A 22,616-nucleotide genomic window follows, 5' to 3' on the forward strand; every position below is an offset into this window, starting at 1 on the left:
GGCCAAGGCGTTACCCCTTCGATTTCGGACAAAAAACGATCCCGTCGTGTTTGTTTCTTCTTTGCTGCATATTCCAGATCAGAAAAGCTTGATTGCATCGCTCTATTCCATATTTATCAATACGATGCATTTTATCAAACCTTTATGACCAAAGTCGATGTGATCGAATAAATCAGTGTTTCCCTAATAATTCATCGCTATCAGGCTCTAATTCTATAAAATTCGAAATTACTCCAGCTTTTAAAAGGCCATTGAAAACATCACCATAAATATAGACATCTTCTCCAGAAGTTCCAATATAGTTGCCTGTATTGGGATAGTAACGCACCAAATAATTATTTAAACTATAAGTTGCTGTACTAGCAGGACTAAAAAACTCTGGATAAGTCTTTTCAGCAAAATTAAACAATTTATTGCTATTCACCAAGAAGTTTTCAGCAAATGCGACTCCTGGAACTAAAACTAAAAACACTAAAATAATAAATCTCATAGCTATGCGTTAATCCTCAATATGATTAATTCATAAAAAAATGAATCAGCATGTTCGTTACGGTTGGATTTTATGATTCTGTACTACACACACAGACACAACAGCTTCGCTCTTGTGTAGCATTAGGTGACAGACTGGCTATGCCAGACTGTTAAGGCGGGTTAATTCAAACCGGTTGCAAGACTTTCCATTTGATCTCAAATATAAAACGTGACAAATCTGACGATTATTGGCGAGTGTTGGCGAGCACTTGCGAGTGTATTTTCAATAAAAACAGCTAGTTAAAATACCTGCTGATCAGAATTATTTACATCAAAATCAAGTGGCTACTTATAAAGCGTGACAATGCTCAATAGTGAACTAAATCTGAATTAATCCAGCTGAAGTGGTGAATTCTGGATGCTGCTTTACTTGCAAAATACTACTTTGCATGAACATCTAGCTTTTGTGGTGTAAGGCGGTATCCCATAGCATTCATAATTGCATTAATACTTTCAAATTTAGGATTGCCATTTTCTGATAATGCCTTTTGTATGCCGTTTCGCGTAATTCCTGTTTCCTGAGCTAATGTTGAAACACCTTTGACACGGGCGATCATGCGTAATTGAGCAAATAAGGCGGCAGTACATCCATCTCTCGCGTATTCCTCAAAAGCAGTGGCGAGATATTCATCAATCTCGTCGGGATGATTACGGTAATACATTTCTTCACTTTCATCTAATGTTTTGTAAGTACGTTCTTTAGCCATTATTTTTATAATCCTTCCAATATTCTTTAGCGTTTCTGATATCTCGGCTCTGACTGTCTTTATCACCACCACATAATAAAACAACAATATTATCGACATCTTCACCAAAATAAACCCGGTATCCAGGACCAAAAAACATTCGTAGCTCTGAAACACCTTCTCCTACAGAATCACAATCACCATAGAGCCCTTCTCCTAATCGCCGAATACGCGCTCTGATTCGTTGTTGACCCTTCTTGTCTTTTAAACTATCTATCCAACTGCGATAAGGTTCATGACCATTTTCATCTGCATAGATAATAATTTGCTTTGCTCGTATTGATTGAACCAATTTATTCTCTATTCTTTATCTTATCTATACATTAGAGTGCATACTATATTATGCACTTCCCATCAAAATATCAAATCTTAAAAAATGCTAATTTCCCAAAATGAATTATCAAAAAAAGAACGTGACAAATCTGACGATTAATAGCGAGTGTTGGCGAGCACTGGCAGGTATATTTTCAATAAAAACAGTTAATTAAAACACCTGTTAATCCGCAGGTCCCAGGTTCGAGCCCTGGTCGGGGAGCCAAACAAAACAATGAATTGCATGAAATAAAGAAACTAGCGGTCTACTTACTATTAGTAGCCCTATAGTAGACTGGTCAGACAAAAGCCAATCGAATGTAATTTGCAATGCTTCTTAGCGCTCAATCTATTGTAAAGTATAGGTGAGATATTCATGATTACCAAAAACAGGTGCAGTCTCTATCTCTCGAAACTAGAGAATAAAATCGAGCAGATCAGCTAGTTGTCGTAAGTAATATAAATATTCATGATGGAGATGCTGGATACCAGCATCCAACAAATATCATGGAGAGAGATCATCACGCAAACCGTTAAGAAAATCATTCAGGATATTGCCGATCACCTGCCAGAGCAGGCCACCTTTGACGATGCGATGTACGCCATTTAACAAACGATAAATTCGCAGCCGGTTCGAAAACGTTTTGGAATTTAGCTTATGTTGACGACAATAAGCGACTTGCGATAACGCACTTGCCTATCAGGTTTCTATATGTTCTTGCTGATGTATCCGTAATGACATTAATCACCTTCATGAAAAAATAAACTTGCTCCGCGCGCCCTGCACCTATCCCCGCGGCAAGACCACGGGGAATTGCAAGTTCAAGAGGATAGCTAAAAAATTTGTTGCGTTTTAGATGGTGGAGTTGGAAGCTTACGGTGAATGAGCAGTTCCTCGGACTTGACTTCAACCATTAGGTAGATTACCGGTAACGGTTTGCACCGATACATGCGGATCAAACAGGTAATTTAACTAACTGTTTTTATTAAAATAAAACTCGCTAGTGCTCGTCAACATTCGCCGACAATCGTCATTTTTGTCGCACTTTATTATTAATAACTCTAATTTTACAAATGCAGAGTAGATAACATTCGATCATGCAGTACACGAACTACCACAATTCCGTAATCTGTTTGCCGGAAATAAATAGCGTGTCGCCCAACTTGACTACGGCGATACCCTTTACGGATACGATCGCAGGATGTTGCCATTTCCGGATTCTCCGCCAATTGACCAAACGCTTCTGTCAATTCGTCTGCGTAACGATTGGCCTGTTCCAATCCCCACTCTTTGAGTGTGTATAGCCAAATGGTTTCCATATCGCGCGCAGCTTCCGGTGTTAACCGATATTCAGCTGACTTTGACATGTTTGGCGGTCATTCCTTCTTTAAACAAACCGCCGTCAAATGGCTGTGGTTCACCACTCTGTTCGCCTTTGGTTAACTCGCTACGAATGGTATCGATTTCAGAATTGCGAGCTTGATCGCGCCGAATCAGATCTCGGATATATTCACTGTCATTGGTGAAGTCACCGCCCTCAATCTGAGTCTTAATCCACTTGTCTTGCTGGTCGGTAACAGTGATGGTTTTACGGGTTGTTCCCATTTTATCCTCCAAAGGTATGTGAAATGATCATACTATTGCAGTAAAATAGCATGCTTTTATGTGCTTGAGAAGACAAAAACTTTGTCTCTTTCTGGAACAGAATATTATCAACTTAAGTTAAACCAGGATCTGAATTCAGAGACATTATACAAATGTGATCGATCTTTCCACACAAAGCCTTTTCCAATATGAACTGAATCTAAAGGTGTCTCGTATTTCCACCAAGAAATGCGTCTTTTGCCTTGCTCAAAATAGTTTTTCATTTTGTCTTTTGAGAAATTCCTATCGCAACCTTATGCGCTAAGTTTTAAAGATTAGAACCCCTTCATTTCAAAAATTTTATTTACTGCGTGATAAAAGTCACAAAGAAAATCATAGAAATATGTTTTACTCATATTACAGCAAATAGTTTCATCACTTTGATTGCCACTTTGATGATAAGAGGAATTACAAGATGGAGGATTTGTGGGTGATAAGAGGCCATACAATTCTTTGGTAGAATAGCTCCTATCCTAACCTATGGAACTGATTCAGTCCCAGCATTCTTTACCATCTGTTAACCAGATCGAATCAGAAAACAGTTCAATTACTCAGATTCAAAACCCTTCCTTCAGACTCATTTCTGTATTGGAATATACTGACATCGTTGAGAAATTTGAACAATCGGCGCGAGAAAAAAACAAGCAGCTTCCAGAATTTGCAACTTCAATTCAGTTACTAAGCATACTCGGCAATATCAGCTCCACATTTATCCAATAGCGTCCGCAACTAACCAGCACTAAAGGATGGGTGTAAAGATGTGTAGAATACAGTATCAAATTTTAATAATAATTATTATTCAATTTGTTATGTTTAATATCTGGCGGAGAAGGCGGGGTTCGAACCTTGATCTATATTTGATATATCAACCATTTAGTATTTACCTCTGTTATTTCTGTGTCATTTTGAAGTATTTCTACAAGTTTCAAAAATTCCATCAAATTCAGTTTAAACTTTTTTAATCAAACCATCAAGATCGGTAAATATTTGGGTAAATATATGTCAAAGTTTGGATTTAATTTGACGTTTTCAAAGTTAGGTATGTAATTTCTTCACAAAGGTGGAGGCATGCAGCTTGGATAGTTTGCGGCTAGTTCTAGCACTTGCTTTTGCAATGGCTGTAGACCGCTAAGGGCTACTGCTTGCATTGCGCAAATAATTGCTAACCCGTTTGTATTCCGCGTTACATCTTGGATCAGCTTTATTGGATAGCCTTCATGGTGCCTTCGAATTGGATGTATTCCCGCGTGTGCGTAGGAATTGAGTGCCTTCCATGAATTCTGCTTAAACCTATTGAGTGCATCATAAGCTTGCGATGGTGCCTTTTTTTCTATCGCGCTTATCATGTCAGCGATCTGCGGAATATTCTTGGCAGCTAGTTCATTTTCAAGCGTTAAAGTCGCAGATAGCTTTGCAATCTTTTCCTCTGTGGCTGCATAAAGGAGCCACACTGAACGAACCAAGGCCTCAAACTGCGCTCGTTGAACAGCCATGCCTGAAGGAAGTAGACCAGAACTAAAGAGCTTACGTGCTGCTTCCCAATGTTCTAGAGCCATCGAGCACGCAACAGCACTTATCACAACACGAGTGGAGTTATCAAACAACGGTAAGTCGATGAGTTGGTAAAGCTCGGAAGAGAGCTTGTCAGATTCTAAGAATATTGGATCAAGCACCGTGCACATCAAATAATGTAATATAACGACATTCAGTCAATCAATGCCAGATTGATTAGAGCCTAATTTTTGAAGTTGTTCGCTCAAGTTTGAGCTACTACAACTTATATATTTAAGATGCTTTGATTACCAGCTTTCTTAACCAAGGTTCAAGGTAAACCAAATCAAATGTACTTGTTTCAAACATTTGCATCATGTCGCCGTAAATAATCACTGATTCACAGTTGATTCGATAACCATTAATACGCAGAAAAATATCGGTAGTTGCAAAAGCTACTCGTTTGTTGCCATCTACAAAGGGGGGATTGATGGCTAAACTTTCCATCAGCGCGGCTGCTTCCGCAACTATATCATCATAGTAGCCCGATTGAAGGCGATATAAGGCAGATTCAAGTGCGCCCGAATCACGAATACCATGTGTTCCGCCGTAACGCTGAATTAATATTGAATGGATTGCCAGTACATCGGGAACAGTCAGATATTCTTTCAACGTTATTTAGCTAATTCACGGTAGAGCTGATCAAATTCGCTTAGGCTTTGCGTAAAAGCATCTATAACCTGACGGCGAGGCTGGCCTTTTTCTTTCCGTTCGATGTATTCCCGCAGAGCCTCATCAAGTATTTCTTGAATAGGGCGACCCTCAGATTCAGCAATTTTTCGAAGTGCGCTAAGAACTTCTGGTGCTGCTTGAGAGGAAAATTCTTCGTTAGCAGTGTTAGGCATGAAATATCACCATATCCTGATGTTTCCAAGTCTGAAAGTTTTATGATACGCTGAAGATTGTTTTGTTATCAATGTATTTGTAGCCCTCCGTGTTACTTAAACGGGATATTTTCTACCAATTTCCTAAAAAGTGTTAGTTACGAGTTTATTGTCAAGATAAAGGATAAACATGTCCAACCAGCAATTCCTGAAACAGTTTTTTGCGAGCAAAGTATTTAATATTCCCAAATACCAACGTAGCTATGCGTGGGAGAAGCAAAACATCTGGGATTTATTTCACGACATACAAGAAGCTCTTGATACAAAATCTAATCATTATATTGGGACAGTTGTTTTGGCAAAAACAGACCGAGAAGATATTTTTAATATTGTTGACGGGCAGCAGCGTATAACAACGCTTGTCATGTTTATAGGTGTCATCATTCGGAAACTGGAGGCCAAGGAAGATCAGGATTTTTATCGTCGATATTATGTAAAAGAAAAAGAACAATTCAAGCTGACTCCATTGGAGCGCGACAAGTTATTTTACTTTCAAATATTAGACGGCACACTTACCTTAAAACCGGAAAGTAAAAGTCAAAAATTCATGTCTGATGCTTATGAAGAGATGGAGACTATTGTTAACAATCATATCAAAGATCCTTTGCAATTTCTTAAAGCAATTGAAGCACTGTCCATTCTAGAATTTATTGAGAAAAGTGAATCTGACGCGATTAGAATTTTTCAGACAGTAAATGATAGAGGTAGAGGTTTATCTAGAATGGATAAGATGAAAAGCCTCTTGTTTTATTTTTCGAACAAGTATCTCTCAGAAAAATATGATGATGCCATCAATGATAAGTTTGGAGAAATATTTGAGTTATACGATGACATCAAATCAATTGGTGAGGATCAAAAGATAAATATTGTTAATTCTAAACTGTTTACCGAAGATGATTTACTGCGACATCATCATATCTGTTTTTCTGAAGAAAGTTATGATCCAACAGGTCAGCAGGTTCTCGATAACGTCAAATCAAAGTTGTATCAGTGCAGAAAAGATAACGACTTCATATTCTTAGATAAATACATTTCAAAATATTTGGATAGTCTTCTGGAGTACGTACGTGCTTTCAAAAGGATTATTTCTAGAACTATTGAAAACGAGGATTATTACAAGCTCTTCGCTGTACTTGGATTGTCAGCTGTATATTATCCTGTGATAACTCAGCTGGAAAAAAATCTCATCCTTAATAAAATTCTGCCCACTAAAGGCATTAGTGTTCTGAAGATGGTAGAAATCATCGATGTTAGAGTATTGAAGATCAGAGAATATGCTGGTAAGAAACACATTGCAGAATTTGCATTCAATCTTAATAACCACGCATGGACTATCCAGAAAATCGAGGAACATTTACTATGGTTTAACTTGCATGAGATAAGCAATGACCGATTCAAGGATTATCTATCCAATTTCGACTACTACAAACAAACTGGCTTGTTGCGCACACTGTTCATCGATTACTGTGAAAGGCTCAGGGGAAGTACGTATTCTATCGCTGAACTAAGAAAGATTATGGACAATGATCCTACCATTGAGCATATTTTGTCACAGAATCCAAATTTTAAGCCACGTGCGTATGGGTTTAAGAACGAAGAAGATTTTGAAGAATACAAGAATTTACTTGGAAATTTGACGCTATTGGAAAAGAATATCAACAGCAGCATCAAGAATTATGATCTAGTCGAAAAATTGAGTGGGTATAGTAAAAGCAAATTCAAGATGACATCAATATTTGCCACATCTCTTTCAACTACAAGATCATTCAAAAAAACAGACTTATTAAACAGAGGACAGCAACTGGTTGAAGACTTTGCTAAACGCTGGTGGGCGTAGCCAAGGCAAAGGAATTGTTGCTCAGTGTAATTGTCATGTTGAGCATGATGCGATTAATACGAAAAATAGTTAAACCCCGTATAGATGAGCATCTATGACAAAAACAAAGACCGATGTTCTCATTATGTTTTCCAGTTATCCGACTTGGTGAGCCAATTGGGAATGGGAACTAAGTTTTACTCTTTTTTTGCGGTATATATCGTCCATAGCTCTTTCTAATCTGCCCCCAATCCTTATGCCCCATTTCCTCTGCAACCTGCATGTGATGCTCACCTCTTGAAAGCATTGTTGAAGCGAAAGTGTGTCGGGTTTGATAAGGGTTGCGATATTTAATACCAGCCCGTTCCAGTGCTGGAATCCAAACTGTTTTGCGAATGGCTTGATCATCTTTCCAAGGTTTGTTATGACGTGGATTATGAAAAACAGTTTCTTTCAGTTTTTCAGTATAGATTTGCTGACTGAGCAAAGCTTCTCTGGCTTGGGGTTGTAGTGTGACAGTACGTTCTCCTGATTTAGTTTTAGTACCTTTCAAGTGATTTCTCACATTAGCCACCCGGACATGGATACAGTTTTGCTCCAGATCGACATCCTGCCAGCGCAAGGCAATTAATTCGGAAGTTCTGAGTCCCGTCCAGAACGCAAACTGAATCAGGTTTCTTTCTTGTCCTGACAGTTCATTCAGAATACTTGCCACTTCATCGGCTGTGAAGGGTTGGGGTTCTCTCGTATGGATCGGTAGATTTTTCACATGATCAAGCGGATTTTTGGCGATGATTTCATCATGGTACATTTCGTCATATAACTGGCGTAATGGTATCAGAATGTTGTTTTTGCGCTTGTTAGAGCATGGGAGATCAGCCGACCATTCCTTAACTTTGAGTGCAGTCAGTTCATCAATTGTTAGATCGCCAAATGTTGGAATCAAATGGTGATAAATTGCGCTTGTGTAATCACGCAATGTGCTTGGTTGACATCTTGATTGAGCACGCTGTAACCAATCTTTCAGACCCTCACCAATGGTGTAACGATTTGGCCGGGTTTTACGAAATTCTTTTGCTCTTTTGCTATCCGGGAAATGTTCGCCATAATCGAAAATACCCATACTGATTTCGAAAAGGATTGTTTGCCGTTTCAGTATCAGTTGTTTTTGTGCAGCCTTGGTAGGAGGTATCGGAATAGTCTCCCGACAACGTACACCCTGATAGGTGAACGCGATCTGGGCACTATTGCCGCGAATTGTTATGCCCCGATTCCCTCGATCCATGAATAAGCTGCCTTAGTGTTGATAAAGATTCTGCCGTTTGGCGCTTTTCTCCAGTGAATTTTCTCCGTCCAATGGCCTTTCTTTATATATTGACGAATGGCTTCTTCAGTTAAGCCGGTTAATTCAGCGAATTTTTTGATGGTGACCAATATATGTTCGGAGTGATTCATTTCTTCTCCTCCTTATCCATGCCGGCCACATGATCAGCTACATGACGTTCAACTTCAGATTGATTATCAATCTTGCCTTTGTCCGCTACTTTGCGCTTTCCCATTACTACCGCCCAGAAACTACCGAGTTTTTCAGTAATGGCATAGCCAATACTTTTTTTCCGGCCAAGCTCAGTTATTTCTGGGCATACATTTTTGAACTCAATGCCGAGCACTTTTTCATAGATGCGATAAGTAGCAGGGTTGTGCAGTAACTTAAGAACTCGCCAGCCAAAATACTGACCTAAAATCAGTGCACCGAGAGCGCTTTCTAAAGTGGTGCCTACACCCCTGAATTCCTTCATATGTTGTAAAATGGTTTGTTCGTCTTCTTCACTCAGAACAAGTAGTCTTTTTGAATTTTCTGTCATAACAAGTAGTGCCTCTCATAATTAATACTGTTCATGATCGTACACTACTATTTATGTCAGTCAATATGACATTTGTCCTATTTATCTAAAAGTTTTACTTGCGTATAGAATTCCTCTTTGGTGAATTGCCGCATTTCATTGTGAAACTTGATGACAATTTCAATCTGATCATTGAGTGTCAAAACGCCGCAGATATGGCCAATTTGCGTGATGCTGAGTTTCTTGTTCGGTTCTGGCGCATCCTTTTTCAGAACGGCAAGGCGGTAGATTAAGGAAACTGCTTCTTCAAGATCGAATGTATTCATCATGTTTTTTCTTATGTCTTTTTTAGTGTTGAGTTGGGCATTCATAGTTGACCTCCTGATGATGAAAAGGGGTTGGTACAGTTATTGATACAAGTCCAAGAGAAACAGCTGCGGCGTGACATTGCGTGCGCTCGGCTTGCGCCTCGCTCCTTAATGTCACGTCCTCGCTGTCGACTTTGAAAAGCATCCAAACATGCTTGCGGGTACTTAAATTCATTCCTTTCCAAACGATACCGGCAACCCGAAGCGGGGCAGTGTCGCCATAGCGCCCAATGAGCGGTGAATAAACTTCTTCGGTTAGTGGATTGAGTTGTTTGCTCTCGTCGTAGAATGGTTTGATTGCGTGTGAGCGGTGCGGGGTTTCAGGGTTACCCATTGCCAGCATAAAAGCTGCCCAATCGCTTGCCGTTGCGGATTGTCGGATAGCTTCAAGTTCCGGGTCGTCGGCTTTGTCTAGTTTTCTTAATTGTCGCCAGACAGTGACACTCGGGCCGCCAATTTGTTGAAACTGACGAATGCCCCAGGTATTGGCCCAAGCCGTGATGCGCTCAGCCGCTTTTATAGAGTCATTCCCATACAAATCTTGATCCAGCGCATAACCGTCGATATTCTTGGCGATGTACTTGGCAATGTAGCCCGCAGCGGTGCCTTTATCCGGATCAATGGCGATAGCCTTAAAGCGGTGTTCTTGTGCGCCCGGTTCATTACCACTATCCATCAAGGCGTAATGGCTCATAACTTTCCGCACAGCTTCGCGGTGTTTGTCTGGCATGAATAACAGCAAGTGCCAATGCGGGGTGCCGTCGTGATGCGGTTCGACTACCCGGAAGCCATAAGGTTGAATACCTTGGCGATGCAATTCAGCGCGTATCAAAGACCACTGATGCGTTAAGTATTCATGCGCTTGTAATACAGTGGTTTCGTCATAACGTGGATTGATTGCGCCATGGTGCAGACAAGCATGCATGCGGGATGGTGTAGTAAGTGTATAGAACTCACCGACATGACCCAGATGATCGGCCACCATTTCAAACCCTCGGATACGTACCATCAATTCAGCACGACGAATTGCTGGATTGGATACCGAACGATCGGCTAGGTTTTGCAGGGAAAAAATCTCACCATTTTCATTACCTACAAAGGTAGAGGCCAGATAGAGCCGGTTTCTCTCCTTTTGCTTACGCTTAACATGAATGGTGTAATCGCTGGCATAAGTACCACGTAGGCGGTTGACCAACTCGATATTTCGGGAGATGGTTTCAATCTTACGCAGTCGTAGTATCTGGATTCTACGATACCACCAGCGATGGCAGGACATGCGATTCAGAGCCGGTTCCAGGTTATCGCCTTTGATGGATGGCCGTTTGACTTGGTAGTGATCGACGATCCGTAAGCATGCTTGATAAGCTTCTAGCGGTATTTCTGTTCGATTTCGTGCGAGATAGCACTTTTCAGCGAAACGCTTGGCGGCATTGAGCAGTTCTTCATGATCAGCGCATAGATTCAAATCTTCAATGCGTAGCTGATTATGAATATCGATTAACGCATGGTTTGCGTGCTCGAAACTGGATCGTTCAGCGGTTTTGACATAGTGAGCTGCCAAATCTCCTGCAATCGGGGAAAGCTCAGTGAAAATGTGTTGCCGAATACGGCGGCATTTTTCTGTTCCATACGCTTCAGTGAGCTTATCGGCATAAATGACTTGTGGCAAATTTGTGTCATTTTTGTGCCACAACCGAGGCCTTTGGAGACCTACTGAGACTAATGGGGTATTTGTGAGACTGGAACTAAGACCCTGTTTTATATGGGTCTTAGTTGGTCTTGAGTGGTCTGGGTTAGACCGCTTACTGGCGGAGAAGGCGGGATTCGAACCCGCGGTACGGTTTGAGCCGTACACACGCTTTCCAGGCGTGCACCTTAAGCCGCTCGGTCACTTCTCCAGTCTTAACAAACCGGGGGCAAAGAATAAACCAGATCTGAGTTTCGGGCAAATTTGTTTTGTAGCGCGTTTGAGCAAAGCTCAGCGTAACAGATCGTTGAAAAACGTATTCGAGGCAGCCGATGCGAGGTAGTGTCTCAGTTTGAATTCCGACTTGCTTGAGCTTTATTGCATCAATGCAATCATAGCAGCATGAGTAAACGACCTAAAAATTTAGACTTGAATCAATTAGCCAAGTGCATTGTAAATGAGGCTATTGGCGAAGTTAGCCTATATAATTAACGCTATTCTTTTTCGTTAATCTGATGACTGAAGAAGGCAATCCTATGAAAACAGCCGATCTCACCGTTGATGAATTGCAAGCCTTGATCAGGAAAGTTGTACATGAAGAGCTACAGAACATCATGGCGGATCCCGATCAGCATCTCGAATTAACAGACGAGATCAAAGCAAGGCTTGAGCTATCTCTGGGCTCCACTGATCGAATCACGCTCCAAGAAGTCAAAAACCTGCTGAAACTCGCTTGAATTATCACATTCAATTCACGCCTCAAGCGCTTGAAGATCTCTCCCAACTCGATAATGCGATTGCAAAAAGGATTGTAGATAAAATCCAATGGCTTGCGGAGCACCACGATAAAATCCAGCCCATGATTTTGCGCCTAATCCATTGTCTATGCAGCTACTGTCGAGTCTTCTCAGGGCAGCCTATGGAATGAATCGTACGGACGGCGGACGTACTACTGCGTCCGCATTGAATGTCCAGGAAATTTATTTATTCCTCGCGTTACCTTCGGGAGCATACCGTTATGACGCCGCTGTAAATGAATTGCATCTGGTGGTGGCAAATGACTTGAGGCGATTACGAGCTACCAAGATTTCGTCGATGAAGCACCATTGGATTTGGTTTATGTGGCCGATTACACGCGAATGAATCGAGTGCCGGTAGAACAACGAGAATCCTATGCTTCTGTAGCAGCGTGGGCTATTACCCCAAATGTATATCTGTTCGCTGCCAGCAATGGGTTGGCTACAGTAATTCGCGCCTGGATCGACCGTGCGGCAATCGCCGATGCACTCGGACTCACGCATGATCAACAAGTGTTGTTATCACAAACAGTTGTGATACCCAGGAACAATGACATAATGTCAGGGATAGGTATTTTTGATCGTTGGTTAGAATGGCAAGAAAATCTGATCACCGATTGCCTTAAACCATGCGATAGCACATCAATCATTGCAGCATGGATCAACGGCATCCCGGAAATGAATTAGATAATTCCGCTCTTAACAAATAATAATAGTCATCAAAAGAAGCGGAAATTGAACAACTAATTATGTTGAGAATATCAGACAATATAGCAGTACCCTTATCTGACATCGAAATCCAAGCGATACGCTCACAGGGTTGCGGTGGACAGAATGTAAACAAAGTGTCGACCGCGATTCATTTGCGCTTCGATATAAAAGCTTCATCATTACCAGAAAAATACAAAGAAAGACTGTTGAATTTAAACGATAGCCGAATCTCTAGTGAAGGCGTTGTTATCATAAAGGCTCAGCGGTATCGTAGCCAGATTAAGAACAAAGAAGATGCGCTCAATCGACTATTGGAGATTATCAAGAGCGTCACTCTCCAGGTGAAGCCACGGGAACCTACTAAGCCAACCAAAGCTTCAAAGACAAGGCGTTTGGAAGGCAAAGCGATTCAGGGTCGAATAAAATCGTTACGCGGCAAGATTGAAGAGGAGTAATAATATTTCAAATTGTGCTGTTCCCATGGATACCGTCTGCTAATCAATGTTTTTGCCAAGTCACTAAACGGGTTGGCGAGCATAACTGAATATTCTGGAGTAATTAAAATTAATATGAATATGAATAGCGCAACAAACGAAAAAATAATAGTTGCGACCAAACTGTGGCTGGAGCGTGCTGTCATCGGTCTCAACCTGTGTCCTTTTGCGAAGGCCGTACACGTAAAAAATCAGATAAGCTACGTGGTGAGCAGCGCAACCACGCATGAGGATTTGCTAAGTGACCTGATGCGTGCGCTGGAAATATTGGCTGAAACATCGGCAGAAAAAATTGACACAACCTTGCTGGTTCATCCTTATGTGCTCACTGATTTTATCGACTACAACAATTTTCTCGATGTGGTCGATGCAACACTGGAAGACATGGATTTGGAAAATACGTTGCAAGTGGCCAGCTTTCACCCGCAATATCAATTTGCCGGGACGCAGCCTGACGATATCGAAAACTACACCAACCGGTCACCCTATCCTATGATGCATCTGCTGCGCGAGACCAGTGTCGTGCAGGCGGTGTTGGCTTTTCCCGAAGCAGGAAAAATATTCGATAAGAACATTGAGACATTGCGCGAGCTGGGTCACGCAGGCTGGAATAACTTGGGATTGGTTAAAATCAATCCGCCTTTGGAGAATGAATCAATGCGCAAAGAGCTATAACGGTGACATCGCCAGCTTTCTCTTTACTTACCCCCGATTGCGTCATGAACGCGTTGGATAGCTTGGGCTGCCACAGCGATGGTCGCTTGTTAGCACTGAATAGCTATGAGAACCGCGTCTATCAGGTAGGCATGGAAGAAGGCCTGCCGCTGGTAGCAAAATTTTATCGGCCGGAGCGTTGGACAGATGAAGCTATCCTTGAAGAACACGCCTTCGTCCAAGAATTGGCCGAGCGCGAAATTCCTGTGGTACCTGCATTGGTGTTGGGTGGAAAAACTCTACACGCCTTCGAAGGATTTCGTTTCGCCGTTTTTCCCAAACACGGCGGACGTGCGCCAGAATTTGAAGATCGGAACACGCTGGAATGGATGGGGCGCTTTTTGGGTCGTATCCACGCTGTTGGCGCACTTAAACCGTTTCAACATCGCCCCACACTGGACATAGCGAGCTTCGGTTTAGAACCACTTGATTTTTTACTGACAAATAATTTTATCCCGGCTGATCTTGAGGCTGCCTATCGCAGCGTGGCAGAACAATCACTGGTTGGCGTGCGTCTTTGCTTTGAGCGTGCCGGCAACCATATAAAAGCACTACGTCTGCATGGAGATTGCCATGCTGGCAATGTGCTGTGGACGGATAGCGGTCCGCACTTCGTAGATTTCGATGATAGTCGTATGGGGCCTGCGGTGCAGGACTTGTGGATGTTGTTGTCGGGCGAGCGTACTGACATGGTGCGACAATTGAATGACGTACTGGCTGGGTATGAAGACTTTTACGACTTTGATTCAAATGAAGTGCATCTGATCGAAGCCCTACGCACCTTGCGCTTGATTCATTATTCCGCCTGGCTGGCACAACGATGGGACGATCCAGCCTTCAAACAAGCCTTTCCGTGGTTTAATACGCAATGCTATTGGCAAGAGCGCGTTCTGGAATTACGCGAACAGATCGCGCTGATGGATGAGCCGCCGATAGGGCTGATAAGCTAAGTTACATGAAATTCCGCTGCCCATTATGAAAACATTTCGTATTGTATATATTACGTAAGGTATCAATGCCATGCGAATCTGCATCCTTATTGCATTTATAACAGGCCAATGAGAAACCCGGCACTTTCAGTCTGAATTCTCGTTTTTAAAAGACTGCAAGCATTCCGGTTATTTTCCAGATCTGTCTTTATTAACTTATTCCGCTTGCCGTTGGGTAATTTTTCAAGTGGCTCCCCTTACAAGTATTCATTGTTTCAATTAAGCAAGTGTTATGCTATTAATCTTCCGTATAAATTGTTTTGATTATTTGAAACAATTCGGCTACAAGAGCGCCAAAAAATAAACGATATAAATGAATTACTTGAAAAATTTTTCTAAAAAAGGAGTCTGACGTGGATTTTGGAATAAAAGTAGGAACCCCGGAGAAACAACGTGGAGCCTGTGTAGTAGTGGGTATTTTTGAATCAAAAAAATTGACCGATTCAGCCAAAATTCTGGATAAAATCACCCAAGGGTATATTAAAAACATACTTGCTCTGGGCGATATGGATGGCAAGGCCAACACCGCGCTGTTATTGCATAATGTTCCAGATACGCTGTTTAAAAGGGTTTTATTGATTGGATTAGGCAAGGAACAGGAATTCAAGGAAAAAACATTTCTGTCTGCAATCAATACTACTTTAAACACCTTACAAAAAACAGCCGTTACCGATGCAACGCTGTTTTTATCCGACTTCCCAATCAAGGAACGGGCAAATCCATGGAAAGTATCACGAATTATCATTGCCGCAAGCAGCAGCAACTACCGGTTTGATCAGCTTAAAAGTAAGCCGGAAAACAGTCCGCGTAGTTTACGCAAGCTAGTATTGTGCATTGATAGTCGTACTGAGTTGGCGGCCTGCGAAGAATCCGTGCAGCAAAACCTGGCGATAGCACATGGCATGAATCTGGCGAAAGATCTGGGCAATCTTGCACCGAATATTTGCACACCCGCATATCTGGCTAAACAGGCTAAAGATCTTGCCAAAACCCACAAACTCAAAGCATCTGTACTTGAAGAAAAAGATATGGAAAAGCTAGGCATGGGTTCTCTTCTCGCCGTCGCACGGGGTAGCGAGCAACCAGCAAAATTGATTGTGCTGGAATACCAAGGATCGGGCAAAAAAGACAGCCCGATTGTTTTGGTAGGGAAAGGCGTTACCTTTGATACCGGTGGTATTTCACTCAAACCCGCTGCAGAAATGGATGAGATGAAATTCGACATGAGTGGTGCCGGCAGTGTTTTGGGAACGCTGCTTGCAATTGCCGAAATGAAGTTACCAATTAATGTGGTTGGGATCATTCCAGCAACCGAAAATATGCCTGGTGGCAAAGCAACAAAGCCGGGCGATGTGGTAACCAGCATGTCTGGCCAAACAATCGAGATTCTCAATACTGACGCAGAAGGGCGCTTGATTTTGTGTGACGCTTTAACGTATGCAGAACGCTATAATCCGAAAGTAGTGATTGATATCGCAACTTTGACCGGCGCGTGTGTGATCGCACTCGGGAATTTTACGACAGGATTGATCAGCAACGATGACAAATTGGCGCAGGAACTTTTGGCTGCCGGCGAGCAAGCCGTTGACCGCGCCTGGCAGTTACCTTTGTGGGATGAATATCAGGATTTATTGAAAAGCAATTTTGCGGATATTGCCAATATTGGGGGACGAGCCGCAGGAACCATCACAGCCGCTTGCTTTTTATCCCGTTTTACCAAAAAATACCGTTGGGCTCATCTGGATATCGCCGGTACAGCATGGAAATCCGGCAAAGAAAAAGGTTCAACCGGGCGACCTGTTCCGCTATTGACGCAGTTCTTAATTACACAAGCTAAGATAGGCAATTAACATAGCGCTCAAACTTGCTGATTAATTCCTAGACCCATGATGAATAATGCATAATTATTCCATGTGTGCGCCGAACTAATCAGCAATAATGACGCGGTGGCCATGCGAATTGATAGTGAAGCGTTAAGCAGATTGAATATAGAATGACTCAAATTTATTTCTATTCGGGATCCAACGATAAATTGCAAACAGCCTGCCGGCTTTGTTCCAAGGCTGTCAAACAAAATATGAAAGTAATGGTTTATACCCCTGATGCGGCAGTACTTGAACGATTCAATGAGTTACTTTGGACTTTCTCCCCTACCAGCTTTATTCCGCATTGTACTATTCAAGATGACCCTCAGTTGGTCAATGTCACGCCTGTTATTTTAAGTGACCGGATCCCACCGGACAGTCATTATGACGTGCTGCTTAATCTGCACCAGCAATATCCGCCTGTATTCAATCAGTTCAACAGGATCATCGAGATAGCGGGAATTTCTCATGAGGATAAACTGGCGGCCCGTGAGCGCTACCGTTTTTATAAAGATGCCGGTTATGAAATACAACATTTCAATCTTGATTGATTAAATAGAGTCACTCTACGATGAATGATGATAAAACTTCAGATACCGACGATTCTGAGATATTGGCAAAATTCCGTAGTTTACTGAGTAAATATCAGAATCAAGGCAATATAATCGCTAACCCTAACATGAGTGTCACTTCTGCCCCACCGTTACCAGTTGACAAACCAACGCCCGCCGTAGCGAACAAAATACCGGTGTTAACTGAAGCTGTAATCCTCCATCCAGCAGTTATACAACCGCAACCGAAGCGCTTGACGCCCATCCGGCAAATACTCGATGCCGCGCTGGCAGACGCCCACATCGAAATGGATGTCTTGGATAGAAAAGCTCTGGCGAATGCACTGGAAGCTCGCCTGGCAAACCAAATCAAATAACCCTACCCGCACAACTCCGCCCCCTTCAATCTCTCGCCATAGACAGTTCTCCTCGATTGATAGAAAGAAGCATTTGTTTGTTGTCATACGCACCGAAATGCCATCCGCTATAATGGCGGTCTTATTTGCACCATTCAATACAACTTTAAACCCCATGGAACTCGAAAAAAGTTTTGACCCTAAAAGCATTGAAGATCGTTGGTATTCCATCTGGGAATCGGCTGGCTATTTCAAACCAGCCGCTGTAACAGACCAATCCGCCTACTGCATTATGTTGCCGCCACCCAATGTCACGGGCACTTTGCATATGGGGCATGCGTTCCAGCATACCTTGATGGATGCGTTGACACGCTACCACCGTATGTTAGGGGATAACACATTATGGCAGCCAGGTACTGACCATGCCGGCATTGCCACGCAAATTGTGGTTGAACGTCAACTGGATCAGCAAAAGCTTGATCGGCGCGAGTTGGGACGGGAAGCATTTCTGGAAAAAGTATGGCAATGGAAAGAAGAATCCGGCTCCACGATCACCCGGCAAATGCGGCGCCTAGGCACTTCCTGCGACTGGACACGCGAACGCTTCACCATGGATGCCGCTTTATCGCGTGCAGTCACTGAAGTTTTTGTGCGCCTCTATCGCGAAGGACTCATTTATCGCGGCAAGCGATTGGTGAATTGGGATCCAGTACTACAAACAGCAGTTTCCGATCTGGAAGTGGTAGCGACAGAAGAAAATGGTTCCTTGTGGCATATTCGTTATCCGCTGGAACAGGCGGATGGCATTCATACCGAACACACAGAATCTTTAATTGTCGCCACCACTCGCCCTGAAACCATGCTTGGCGATGTCGCGGTTGCCGTACATCCCGACGATCCGCGTTATCAACACCTGATCGGACGTCATGTCAGGCTGCCGCTGTGTGAGCGGACAATCCCGATCATTGCAGACACTTATGTCGATCTGGAATTCGGCACAGGGTGTGTCAAAATCACTCCGGCGCACGATTTTAATGATTATCAGGTGGGGCAACGGCATCATTTGATTCCCATCAACATTCTTACTCTGGATGGAAAAATCAATGATCTGGCACCCACTGAATATCAGAGGCTGGATCGCTTTGACGCCAGGAAAAAGATCATTGCTGATCTGGAAATACAAGGTTTCTTGGTTGAAACCAAGTCCCATAAACTCATGGCGCCACGTGGTGATCGAACCAATACCATTATTGAGCCGATGCTGACCGATCAATGGTATGTTGCAATGGAAGGTTTGGCCAAACGTGGATTGGACGTCGTCGCGAATGGTGAAGTCAAATTTACGCCGGACAACTGGACACATGTCTACAATCAGTGGCTGGAAAATATCCAGGACTGGTGCATTTCCCGTCAATTATGGTGGGGACACCGCATTCCCGCATGGTACGACGAAGACGGCAACATTACGGTTGCGCATAGTCTGGAAGAAGCGCAACAGCTCTCCGGGAAAAACAATCTGAAACAAGATGATGATGTGCTGGATACCTGGTTCTCGTCAGCGCTCTGGCCATTCTCCACCTTGGGCTGGCCGGATGAAACACCGGAACTAAAAACCTTCCTGCCGACTTCGGTGCTCATCACCGGCTTTGACATTATTTTCTTTTGGGTCGCACGCATGGTGATGATGTCGCTGCATTTCACCGGTAAAGTGCCATTCAAAGAAGTGTACATCACCGGCCTAATTCGTGATGCTGAAGGTCAGAAAATGAGTAAGTCCAAAGGCAATGTGCTGGATCCACTGGATTTGATTGACGGCATCACCCTGCCCGCTTTGATTGCAAAGCGCACGACCGGATTAATGAATCCGAAACAAGCCGAATCCATTGAGAAAAACACTCGCAAACATTTTCCCGAAGGCATCCCGGCTTTCGGCACCGATGCCTTGCGCTTTACATTCGCCAGCCTGGCATCTCATGGGCGAGATATCAAATTTGATATGCAGCGTTGCGAAGGGTACAGAAATTTCTGTAACAAGCTCTGGAACGCGACCCGCTATGTCATGATGAATTGTGAAGGGAAAGATACCGGGGTGGATGAAGCGTTACCAGTCACATACTCCGCCGCAGATCATTGGATCATCAGCCGTTTACAGCAAGCCGAGCTAGCGGTTGAACAAGCATTCAGCAATTACCGTTTTGATTTGGCCGCACGCGAAATTTACGAATTGGTTTGGGATGAATACTGCGATTGGTATGTTGAGCTTGCCAAAGTACAGTTAAATAGTGATCAAGACGCGATACAGCGGGCAACACGCCGTACCTTGGTGCGGGTATTGGAAACCATGTTACGGTTGGCTCATCCGGTTATTCCATTTATTACCGAGGAGTTGTGGCAGAAAGTTTCGCCATTGGCTGGGAAACCGGGTGCAAGCATTATGTGCCAGCCTTATCCAATCGCGAATCCAGCGGCTATCGATCCGCAAGCCATTGAGAATATTAATTTACTGAAAGAGATGATCAATGCCTGTCGCACACTGCGCAGTGAAATGAACCTGTCGCCAGCATTAAAAGTACCACTGCTAGCGGCCGGAAATCTGCAAACATTGACGGATTACTCACCGTACTTATTGTCTCTGGTCAAGTTATCCGGCATAGAAATTTGCCAGGATGGGCTGCCCGATGCGGATGCACCGGTATCCCTCGTAAGAGATTTCAAGTTGATGCTAAAAATTGAAATCGATATCGAAGCTGAGCGCGAACGTTTGACCAAAGAAATAACACGTCTCGAAGCAGAAATCGCCAAAGCGCAAACCAAACTATCAAACCCAAGCTTTGTCGAACGCGCTCCGGCAAACGTTGTGGCGCAGGAAAAAGATCGTTTGACCGCATTTCATACAAAACTTGATAACCTGAATGAACAATTACAGAAACTGAATTGATTACGCTAGGATTGATAAAACGCCAGAGAAAAAAATCTACTCAACTCAATTGCCGGGCATTACTGATAAGAACTATAGCCATTTTTTCTTTTTAAAATAATAGAGCAGCCCTAAACTAATCGTAATAAAAATTACCCATATCGCCGGATAAGCCCAACGCCATTTTAATTCCGGCATGTATTCAAAATTCATTCCATAAATACCGGCGATAAAAGTCAATGGTATAAAAATAGATGCAAAAATAGTCAGGACTTTCATCGTTTCATTCAATTTATTGCTGATACTGGAAAGATAAATATCATGCATGGCAGAAATCCTTTCTCGATAAGATTCGAGTGAATCGGTTACGCGTAGCACATGATCATAAACATCCCCGTAATAACGCAGCGTTTTTTCCTGTAACAAGGGGGTATCGATACGCTGAATTGTCGCCAATAACTCGCGCAGTGGAGAAACATTGCGTTTCATAGAAATCAAACCACGGCGTATCTGTTGCACGGTTTGCAGCATCTCTTTACTGGAATTGAACAATATGTCGTCTTCCAAGGGATCAATGACATCATCCAAACTATCTTCTACAACAAAATATTCATCAACTATCGTATCAAGGATAACGTACGCCAAGTAATCACTGCCAAACTGCCGTAAGCGGCCATTGCGGTTTTGCAGGTGGTTATATATGGGATCAAATGTATCATCAGCTTTTTCTTTAAACGTGACCACATAATTGGCTAACAGCAGGATACTGATTTGCTCGTACTGCAAGCAAAAGTTTTTCTCCCGGTTAAGACTAATACCTTTGATAACCATATACAGAAAATCATCATATTCTTCCAGTTTGGGGCGTTGGTGGGTACTTAGAATATCTTCCAGTACCAGGGGATGAATATTCAATTCCAGGCCGATACTTTCCACAATATGAATATCACTTAGCCCATCCACATTCACCCAAGTAATCAGTTCCGCGTTTTTTAAATGCTGCAGTTCTGCAATCGAAGTGATTTCATCGCGCGTCAAAGTATCCGCATTGTATTGCGTCACGGTAATTTTAGATTCCGATTCATGTTTTTCGCCAACATGCACCAGCGTTCCCGCGGGAAACCCGGATTTATCGGCCGCACTGCTTAATACTTTTTTAGTGGTTTTTTGCTGCAGGAGGTGTCCTGATGGAGAAATGGAACTCATAGAAGCTTACCCGGAACGAATGGCCAAGATACTTATTCTAAGAGCTTTGCTTACGGCTGGGGGAATATACTGCAAGAAACCAGTGAAAAAGATTAGGACTGATCGATAACGATCAGAAAATTGCAAATTTAGTTGAATTACCGGAAAGCGTATCAGGGAATATTCTGTTCAGATAAACCCGATTTGCCGAGATACTGGATTTGATTGGAAATTCGGTCATTTTGAAGGGAGCACCAATCTTGCCAGACCTTACGGGCTTCTTCTATATCACTGAATGTCCAGAGTACCACACCATCTTCGGTCATCAAGGTTGCCATTTTATTTGGCCATTCTTTAATCAAGCAATACATGACTTTCTCCTGAGCATTAATAATGTCAGTAAGCTTAATCTGTCAGTGTGAAGATTTGATGACTGAATTATGAAGAATTTATGACACTACCAAGGGCTTGTGCTTAAGGAATCTCTGATTAACTCACCTTTGTCATTCCGATCGTAGTGAGGAATCTTTGGCAATCAACAGTATAGATTTCTCGCCATGCTCGAAATGACAGTTATTCAGAGGTTCCTTAATCTATGCGTATAAAAGAATTCTATTTGCTTCGATGTTCCTGGAGATAACTCATCATTACCT

General features: G+C 42.7%; 27 protein-coding genes, 1 tRNA gene and 1 pseudogene. 12 read left to right on the forward strand and 17 right to left on the reverse strand.

Annotated features, from left to right (window positions below):
- The 4 genes and pseudogenes from QZ942_RS12015 to QZ942_RS12030 all read right to left on the reverse strand — a co-directional run.
- Window positions 1-98, reverse strand: a pseudogene (locus tag QZ942_RS12015) (IS5/IS1182 family transposase); the annotation flags it as partial.
- 74 nt (window positions 99-172) lie between these two features.
- On the reverse strand, window positions 173-490 hold the full coding sequence (locus QZ942_RS12020) for a hypothetical protein (protein ID WP_292995895.1): 318 nt from the start codon (window positions 488-490) through the stop codon (window positions 173-175).
- Window positions 491-911: 421 nt separating this feature from the next.
- Complete coding sequence (locus tag QZ942_RS12025) at window positions 912-1,238, reverse strand: addiction module antidote protein (protein WP_013966061.1); 327 nt, start codon at window positions 1,236-1,238, stop codon at window positions 912-914.
- Entirely contained in the window at window positions 1,231-1,569 is a 339-nt protein-coding gene (locus QZ942_RS12030) for a type II toxin-antitoxin system RelE/ParE family toxin (RefSeq protein ID WP_013966062.1), read from the reverse strand. The genes QZ942_RS12025 and QZ942_RS12030 overlap by 8 nt, the downstream gene beginning before the upstream one ends.
- A gap of 489 nt (window positions 1,570-2,058) precedes the next feature.
- Between QZ942_RS12030 and QZ942_RS12035 the strand changes: the two genes are divergently transcribed.
- Entirely contained in the window at window positions 2,059-2,199 is a 141-nt protein-coding gene (locus QZ942_RS12035) for a hypothetical protein (protein ID WP_292995900.1), read from the forward strand.
- A gap of 458 nt (window positions 2,200-2,657) precedes the next feature.
- Here the strand turns inward: QZ942_RS12035 and QZ942_RS12040 are convergent, their stop codons facing one another.
- The 5 genes from QZ942_RS12040 to QZ942_RS12060 all read right to left on the reverse strand — a co-directional run bounded on the left by QZ942_RS12040 (window position 2,658) and on the right by QZ942_RS12060 (window position 5,630).
- Entirely contained in the window at window positions 2,658-2,957 is a 300-nt protein-coding gene (locus QZ942_RS12040) for a type II toxin-antitoxin system RelE/ParE family toxin (protein ID WP_292995902.1), read from the reverse strand.
- Window positions 2,941-3,195: a type II toxin-antitoxin system ParD family antitoxin gene (locus QZ942_RS12045; RefSeq protein ID WP_292995904.1), complete on the reverse strand. Its 255-nt coding sequence runs from the start codon at window positions 3,193-3,195 to the stop codon at window positions 2,941-2,943. Before QZ942_RS12045 ends, QZ942_RS12040 begins: the two co-directional genes overlap by 17 nt.
- A 1,091-nt stretch (window positions 3,196-4,286) precedes the next feature.
- Window positions 4,287-4,907 (reverse strand): hypothetical protein, encoded by a 621-nt coding sequence (locus tag QZ942_RS12050; protein ID WP_292995906.1) that lies wholly within the window; start codon window positions 4,905-4,907, stop codon window positions 4,287-4,289.
- A 112-nt stretch (window positions 4,908-5,019) separates the two neighbouring features.
- Window positions 5,020-5,397: a type II toxin-antitoxin system death-on-curing family toxin gene (locus QZ942_RS12055; protein ID WP_292995908.1), complete on the reverse strand. Its 378-nt coding sequence runs from the start codon at window positions 5,395-5,397 to the stop codon at window positions 5,020-5,022.
- 2 nt (window positions 5,398-5,399) lie between these two features.
- Window positions 5,400-5,630, reverse strand: a complete 231-nt coding sequence (locus QZ942_RS12060) for a hypothetical protein (protein ID WP_292995910.1) — start codon at window positions 5,628-5,630, stop codon at window positions 5,400-5,402.
- 169 nt (window positions 5,631-5,799) lie between these two features.
- Between QZ942_RS12060 and QZ942_RS12065 the strand changes: the two genes are divergently transcribed.
- On the forward strand, window positions 5,800-7,506 hold the full coding sequence (locus QZ942_RS12065; RefSeq protein WP_292995912.1) for a DUF262 domain-containing HNH endonuclease family protein: 1,707 nt from the start codon (window positions 5,800-5,802) through the stop codon (window positions 7,504-7,506).
- Between the two features lie 169 nt (window positions 7,507-7,675).
- Here QZ942_RS12065 and QZ942_RS12070 read toward each other — a convergent pair whose 3' ends face one another.
- The 6 genes from QZ942_RS12070 to QZ942_RS12095 form a co-directional block, all read right to left on the reverse strand.
- Window positions 7,676-8,770, reverse strand: coding sequence for a tyrosine-type recombinase/integrase (locus QZ942_RS12070; RefSeq protein ID WP_292995914.1), 1,095 nt, complete (start codon window positions 8,768-8,770; stop codon window positions 7,676-7,678).
- On the reverse strand, window positions 8,746-8,940 hold the full coding sequence (locus tag QZ942_RS12075) for a MerR family transcriptional regulator (RefSeq protein ID WP_292995916.1): 195 nt from the start codon (window positions 8,938-8,940) through the stop codon (window positions 8,746-8,748). Before QZ942_RS12075 ends, QZ942_RS12070 begins: the two co-directional genes overlap by 25 nt.
- Window positions 8,937-9,350 carry a hypothetical protein gene (locus QZ942_RS12080; protein WP_292995918.1) on the reverse strand — a complete coding sequence of 138 codons (414 nt, stop codon included), beginning with the start codon at window positions 9,348-9,350 and terminating at the stop codon, window positions 8,937-8,939. The genes QZ942_RS12075 and QZ942_RS12080 overlap by 4 nt, the downstream gene beginning before the upstream one ends.
- Before the next feature lie 77 nt (window positions 9,351-9,427).
- Window positions 9,428-9,700, reverse strand: a complete 273-nt coding sequence (locus QZ942_RS12085) for a hypothetical protein (protein ID WP_292995920.1) — start codon at window positions 9,698-9,700, stop codon at window positions 9,428-9,430.
- Window positions 9,678-11,366, reverse strand: coding sequence for a replication endonuclease (locus QZ942_RS12090; RefSeq protein ID WP_292995922.1), 1,689 nt, complete (start codon window positions 11,364-11,366; stop codon window positions 9,678-9,680). The genes QZ942_RS12085 and QZ942_RS12090 overlap by 23 nt, the downstream gene beginning before the upstream one ends.
- A 137-nt stretch (window positions 11,367-11,503) precedes the next feature.
- Window positions 11,504-11,595, reverse strand: a tRNA-Ser gene (locus QZ942_RS12095).
- A gap of 325 nt (window positions 11,596-11,920) precedes the next feature.
- Between QZ942_RS12095 and QZ942_RS12100 the strand changes: the two genes are divergently transcribed.
- From QZ942_RS12100 to QZ942_RS12145, 10 genes are all read left to right on the forward strand, one after another.
- A complete protein-coding gene (locus QZ942_RS12100) occupies window positions 11,921-12,121 on the forward strand; it encodes a hypothetical protein (protein ID WP_292995924.1) in 201 nt (66 codons plus the stop codon).
- 187 nt (window positions 12,122-12,308) lie between these two features.
- Complete coding sequence (locus QZ942_RS12105; RefSeq protein WP_292995926.1) at window positions 12,309-12,527, forward strand: hypothetical protein; 219 nt, start codon at window positions 12,309-12,311, stop codon at window positions 12,525-12,527.
- Window positions 12,506-12,868, forward strand: a complete 363-nt coding sequence (locus QZ942_RS12110) for a nitroreductase family protein (protein ID WP_292995950.1) — start codon at window positions 12,506-12,508, stop codon at window positions 12,866-12,868. The genes QZ942_RS12105 and QZ942_RS12110 overlap by 22 nt, the downstream gene beginning before the upstream one ends.
- A gap of 62 nt (window positions 12,869-12,930) precedes the next feature.
- Window positions 12,931-13,347, forward strand: a complete 417-nt coding sequence (gene arfB, locus QZ942_RS12115; RefSeq protein ID WP_292995928.1) for an alternative ribosome rescue aminoacyl-tRNA hydrolase ArfB — start codon at window positions 12,931-12,933, stop codon at window positions 13,345-13,347.
- Between the two features lie 120 nt (window positions 13,348-13,467).
- A complete protein-coding gene (locus QZ942_RS12120) occupies window positions 13,468-14,061 on the forward strand; it encodes a DUF1415 domain-containing protein (protein ID WP_292995930.1) in 594 nt (197 codons plus the stop codon).
- A gap of 2 nt (window positions 14,062-14,063) precedes the next feature.
- A complete protein-coding gene (locus QZ942_RS12125) occupies window positions 14,064-15,050 on the forward strand; it encodes a serine/threonine protein kinase (protein WP_292995932.1) in 987 nt (328 codons plus the stop codon).
- A 392-nt stretch (window positions 15,051-15,442) separates the two neighbouring features.
- Window positions 15,443-16,939, forward strand: coding sequence for a leucyl aminopeptidase (locus QZ942_RS12130; RefSeq protein ID WP_292995934.1), 1,497 nt, complete (start codon window positions 15,443-15,445; stop codon window positions 16,937-16,939).
- Between the two features lie 143 nt (window positions 16,940-17,082).
- On the forward strand, window positions 17,083-17,505 hold the full coding sequence (locus QZ942_RS12135; RefSeq protein WP_292995936.1) for a DNA polymerase III subunit chi: 423 nt from the start codon (window positions 17,083-17,085) through the stop codon (window positions 17,503-17,505).
- 20 nt (window positions 17,506-17,525) lie between these two features.
- Window positions 17,526-17,882, forward strand: coding sequence for a hypothetical protein (locus QZ942_RS12140; protein WP_292995938.1), 357 nt, complete (start codon window positions 17,526-17,528; stop codon window positions 17,880-17,882).
- A 154-nt stretch (window positions 17,883-18,036) separates the two neighbouring features.
- Complete coding sequence (locus QZ942_RS12145; protein WP_292995940.1) at window positions 18,037-20,799, forward strand: valine--tRNA ligase; 2,763 nt, start codon at window positions 18,037-18,039, stop codon at window positions 20,797-20,799.
- A 72-nt stretch (window positions 20,800-20,871) separates the two neighbouring features.
- On the opposite strand, the gene corA is transcribed toward QZ942_RS12145, so the two are convergent.
- Together corA and QZ942_RS12155 are read right to left on the reverse strand one after the other, a co-directional pair.
- The gene (gene corA, locus QZ942_RS12150; RefSeq protein WP_292995942.1) at window positions 20,872-21,984 is read right to left on the reverse strand and encodes a magnesium/cobalt transporter CorA; all 1,113 of its coding nucleotides are present in this window, start codon (window positions 21,982-21,984) and stop codon (window positions 20,872-20,874) included.
- 152 nt (window positions 21,985-22,136) lie between these two features.
- Complete coding sequence (locus tag QZ942_RS12155) at window positions 22,137-22,334, reverse strand: hypothetical protein (protein WP_292995944.1); 198 nt, start codon at window positions 22,332-22,334, stop codon at window positions 22,137-22,139.
- Between the last annotated feature and the right edge of the window lie 282 nt (window positions 22,335-22,616).

Origin of the sequence: Nitrosomonas sp., from assembly GCF_021731985.1 — a bacterium.
In the GTDB taxonomy this organism is placed as follows: domain Bacteria; phylum Pseudomonadota; class Gammaproteobacteria; order Burkholderiales; family Nitrosomonadaceae; genus Nitrosomonas.

Bases quoted from the DNA above. Each gene is read 5' to 3' on its own strand.
- QZ942_RS12020 (WP_292995895.1), bottom strand. From the start codon at position 490: ATGAGATTTATTATTTTAGTGTTTTTAGTTTTAGTTCCAGGAGTCGCA.
- QZ942_RS12025 (WP_013966061.1), bottom strand. From the start codon at position 1,238: ATGGCTAAAGAACGTACTTACAAAACATTAGATGAAAGTGAAGAAATG.
- QZ942_RS12035 (WP_292995900.1), top strand. From the start codon at position 2,059: ATGATGGAGATGCTGGATACCAGCATCCAACAAATATCATGGAGAGAG.
- QZ942_RS12040 (WP_292995902.1), bottom strand. From the start codon at position 2,957: ATGTCAAAGTCAGCTGAATATCGGTTAACACCGGAAGCTGCGCGCGAT.
- QZ942_RS12045 (WP_292995904.1), bottom strand. From the start codon at position 3,195: ATGGGAACAACCCGTAAAACCATCACTGTTACCGACCAGCAAGACAAG.
- QZ942_RS12060 (WP_292995910.1), bottom strand. From the start codon at position 5,630: ATGCCTAACACTGCTAACGAAGAATTTTCCTCTCAAGCAGCACCAGAA.
- QZ942_RS12065 (WP_292995912.1), top strand. From the start codon at position 5,800: ATGTCCAACCAGCAATTCCTGAAACAGTTTTTTGCGAGCAAAGTATTT.
- QZ942_RS12070 (WP_292995914.1), bottom strand. From the start codon at position 8,770: ATGGATCGAGGGAATCGGGGCATAACAATTCGCGGCAATAGTGCCCAG.
- QZ942_RS12075 (WP_292995916.1), bottom strand. From the start codon at position 8,940: ATGAATCACTCCGAACATATATTGGTCACCATCAAAAAATTCGCTGAA.
- QZ942_RS12080 (WP_292995918.1), bottom strand. From the start codon at position 9,350: ATGACAGAAAATTCAAAAAGACTACTTGTTCTGAGTGAAGAAGACGAA.
- QZ942_RS12085 (WP_292995920.1), bottom strand. From the start codon at position 9,700: ATGAATGCCCAACTCAACACTAAAAAAGACATAAGAAAAAACATGATG.
- QZ942_RS12100 (WP_292995924.1), top strand. From the start codon at position 11,921: ATGAAAACAGCCGATCTCACCGTTGATGAATTGCAAGCCTTGATCAGG.
- QZ942_RS12105 (WP_292995926.1), top strand. From the start codon at position 12,309: ATGAATCGTACGGACGGCGGACGTACTACTGCGTCCGCATTGAATGTC.
- arfB (WP_292995928.1), top strand. From the start codon at position 12,931: ATGTTGAGAATATCAGACAATATAGCAGTACCCTTATCTGACATCGAA.
- QZ942_RS12120 (WP_292995930.1), top strand. From the start codon at position 13,468: ATGAATAGCGCAACAAACGAAAAAATAATAGTTGCGACCAAACTGTGG.
- QZ942_RS12135 (WP_292995936.1), top strand. From the start codon at position 17,083: ATGACTCAAATTTATTTCTATTCGGGATCCAACGATAAATTGCAAACA.
- QZ942_RS12140 (WP_292995938.1), top strand. From the start codon at position 17,526: ATGAATGATGATAAAACTTCAGATACCGACGATTCTGAGATATTGGCA.
- QZ942_RS12145 (WP_292995940.1), top strand. From the start codon at position 18,037: ATGGAACTCGAAAAAAGTTTTGACCCTAAAAGCATTGAAGATCGTTGG.
- corA (WP_292995942.1), bottom strand. From the start codon at position 21,984: ATGAGTTCCATTTCTCCATCAGGACACCTCCTGCAGCAAAAAACCACT.
- QZ942_RS12155 (WP_292995944.1), bottom strand. From the start codon at position 22,334: ATGTATTGCTTGATTAAAGAATGGCCAAATAAAATGGCAACCTTGATG.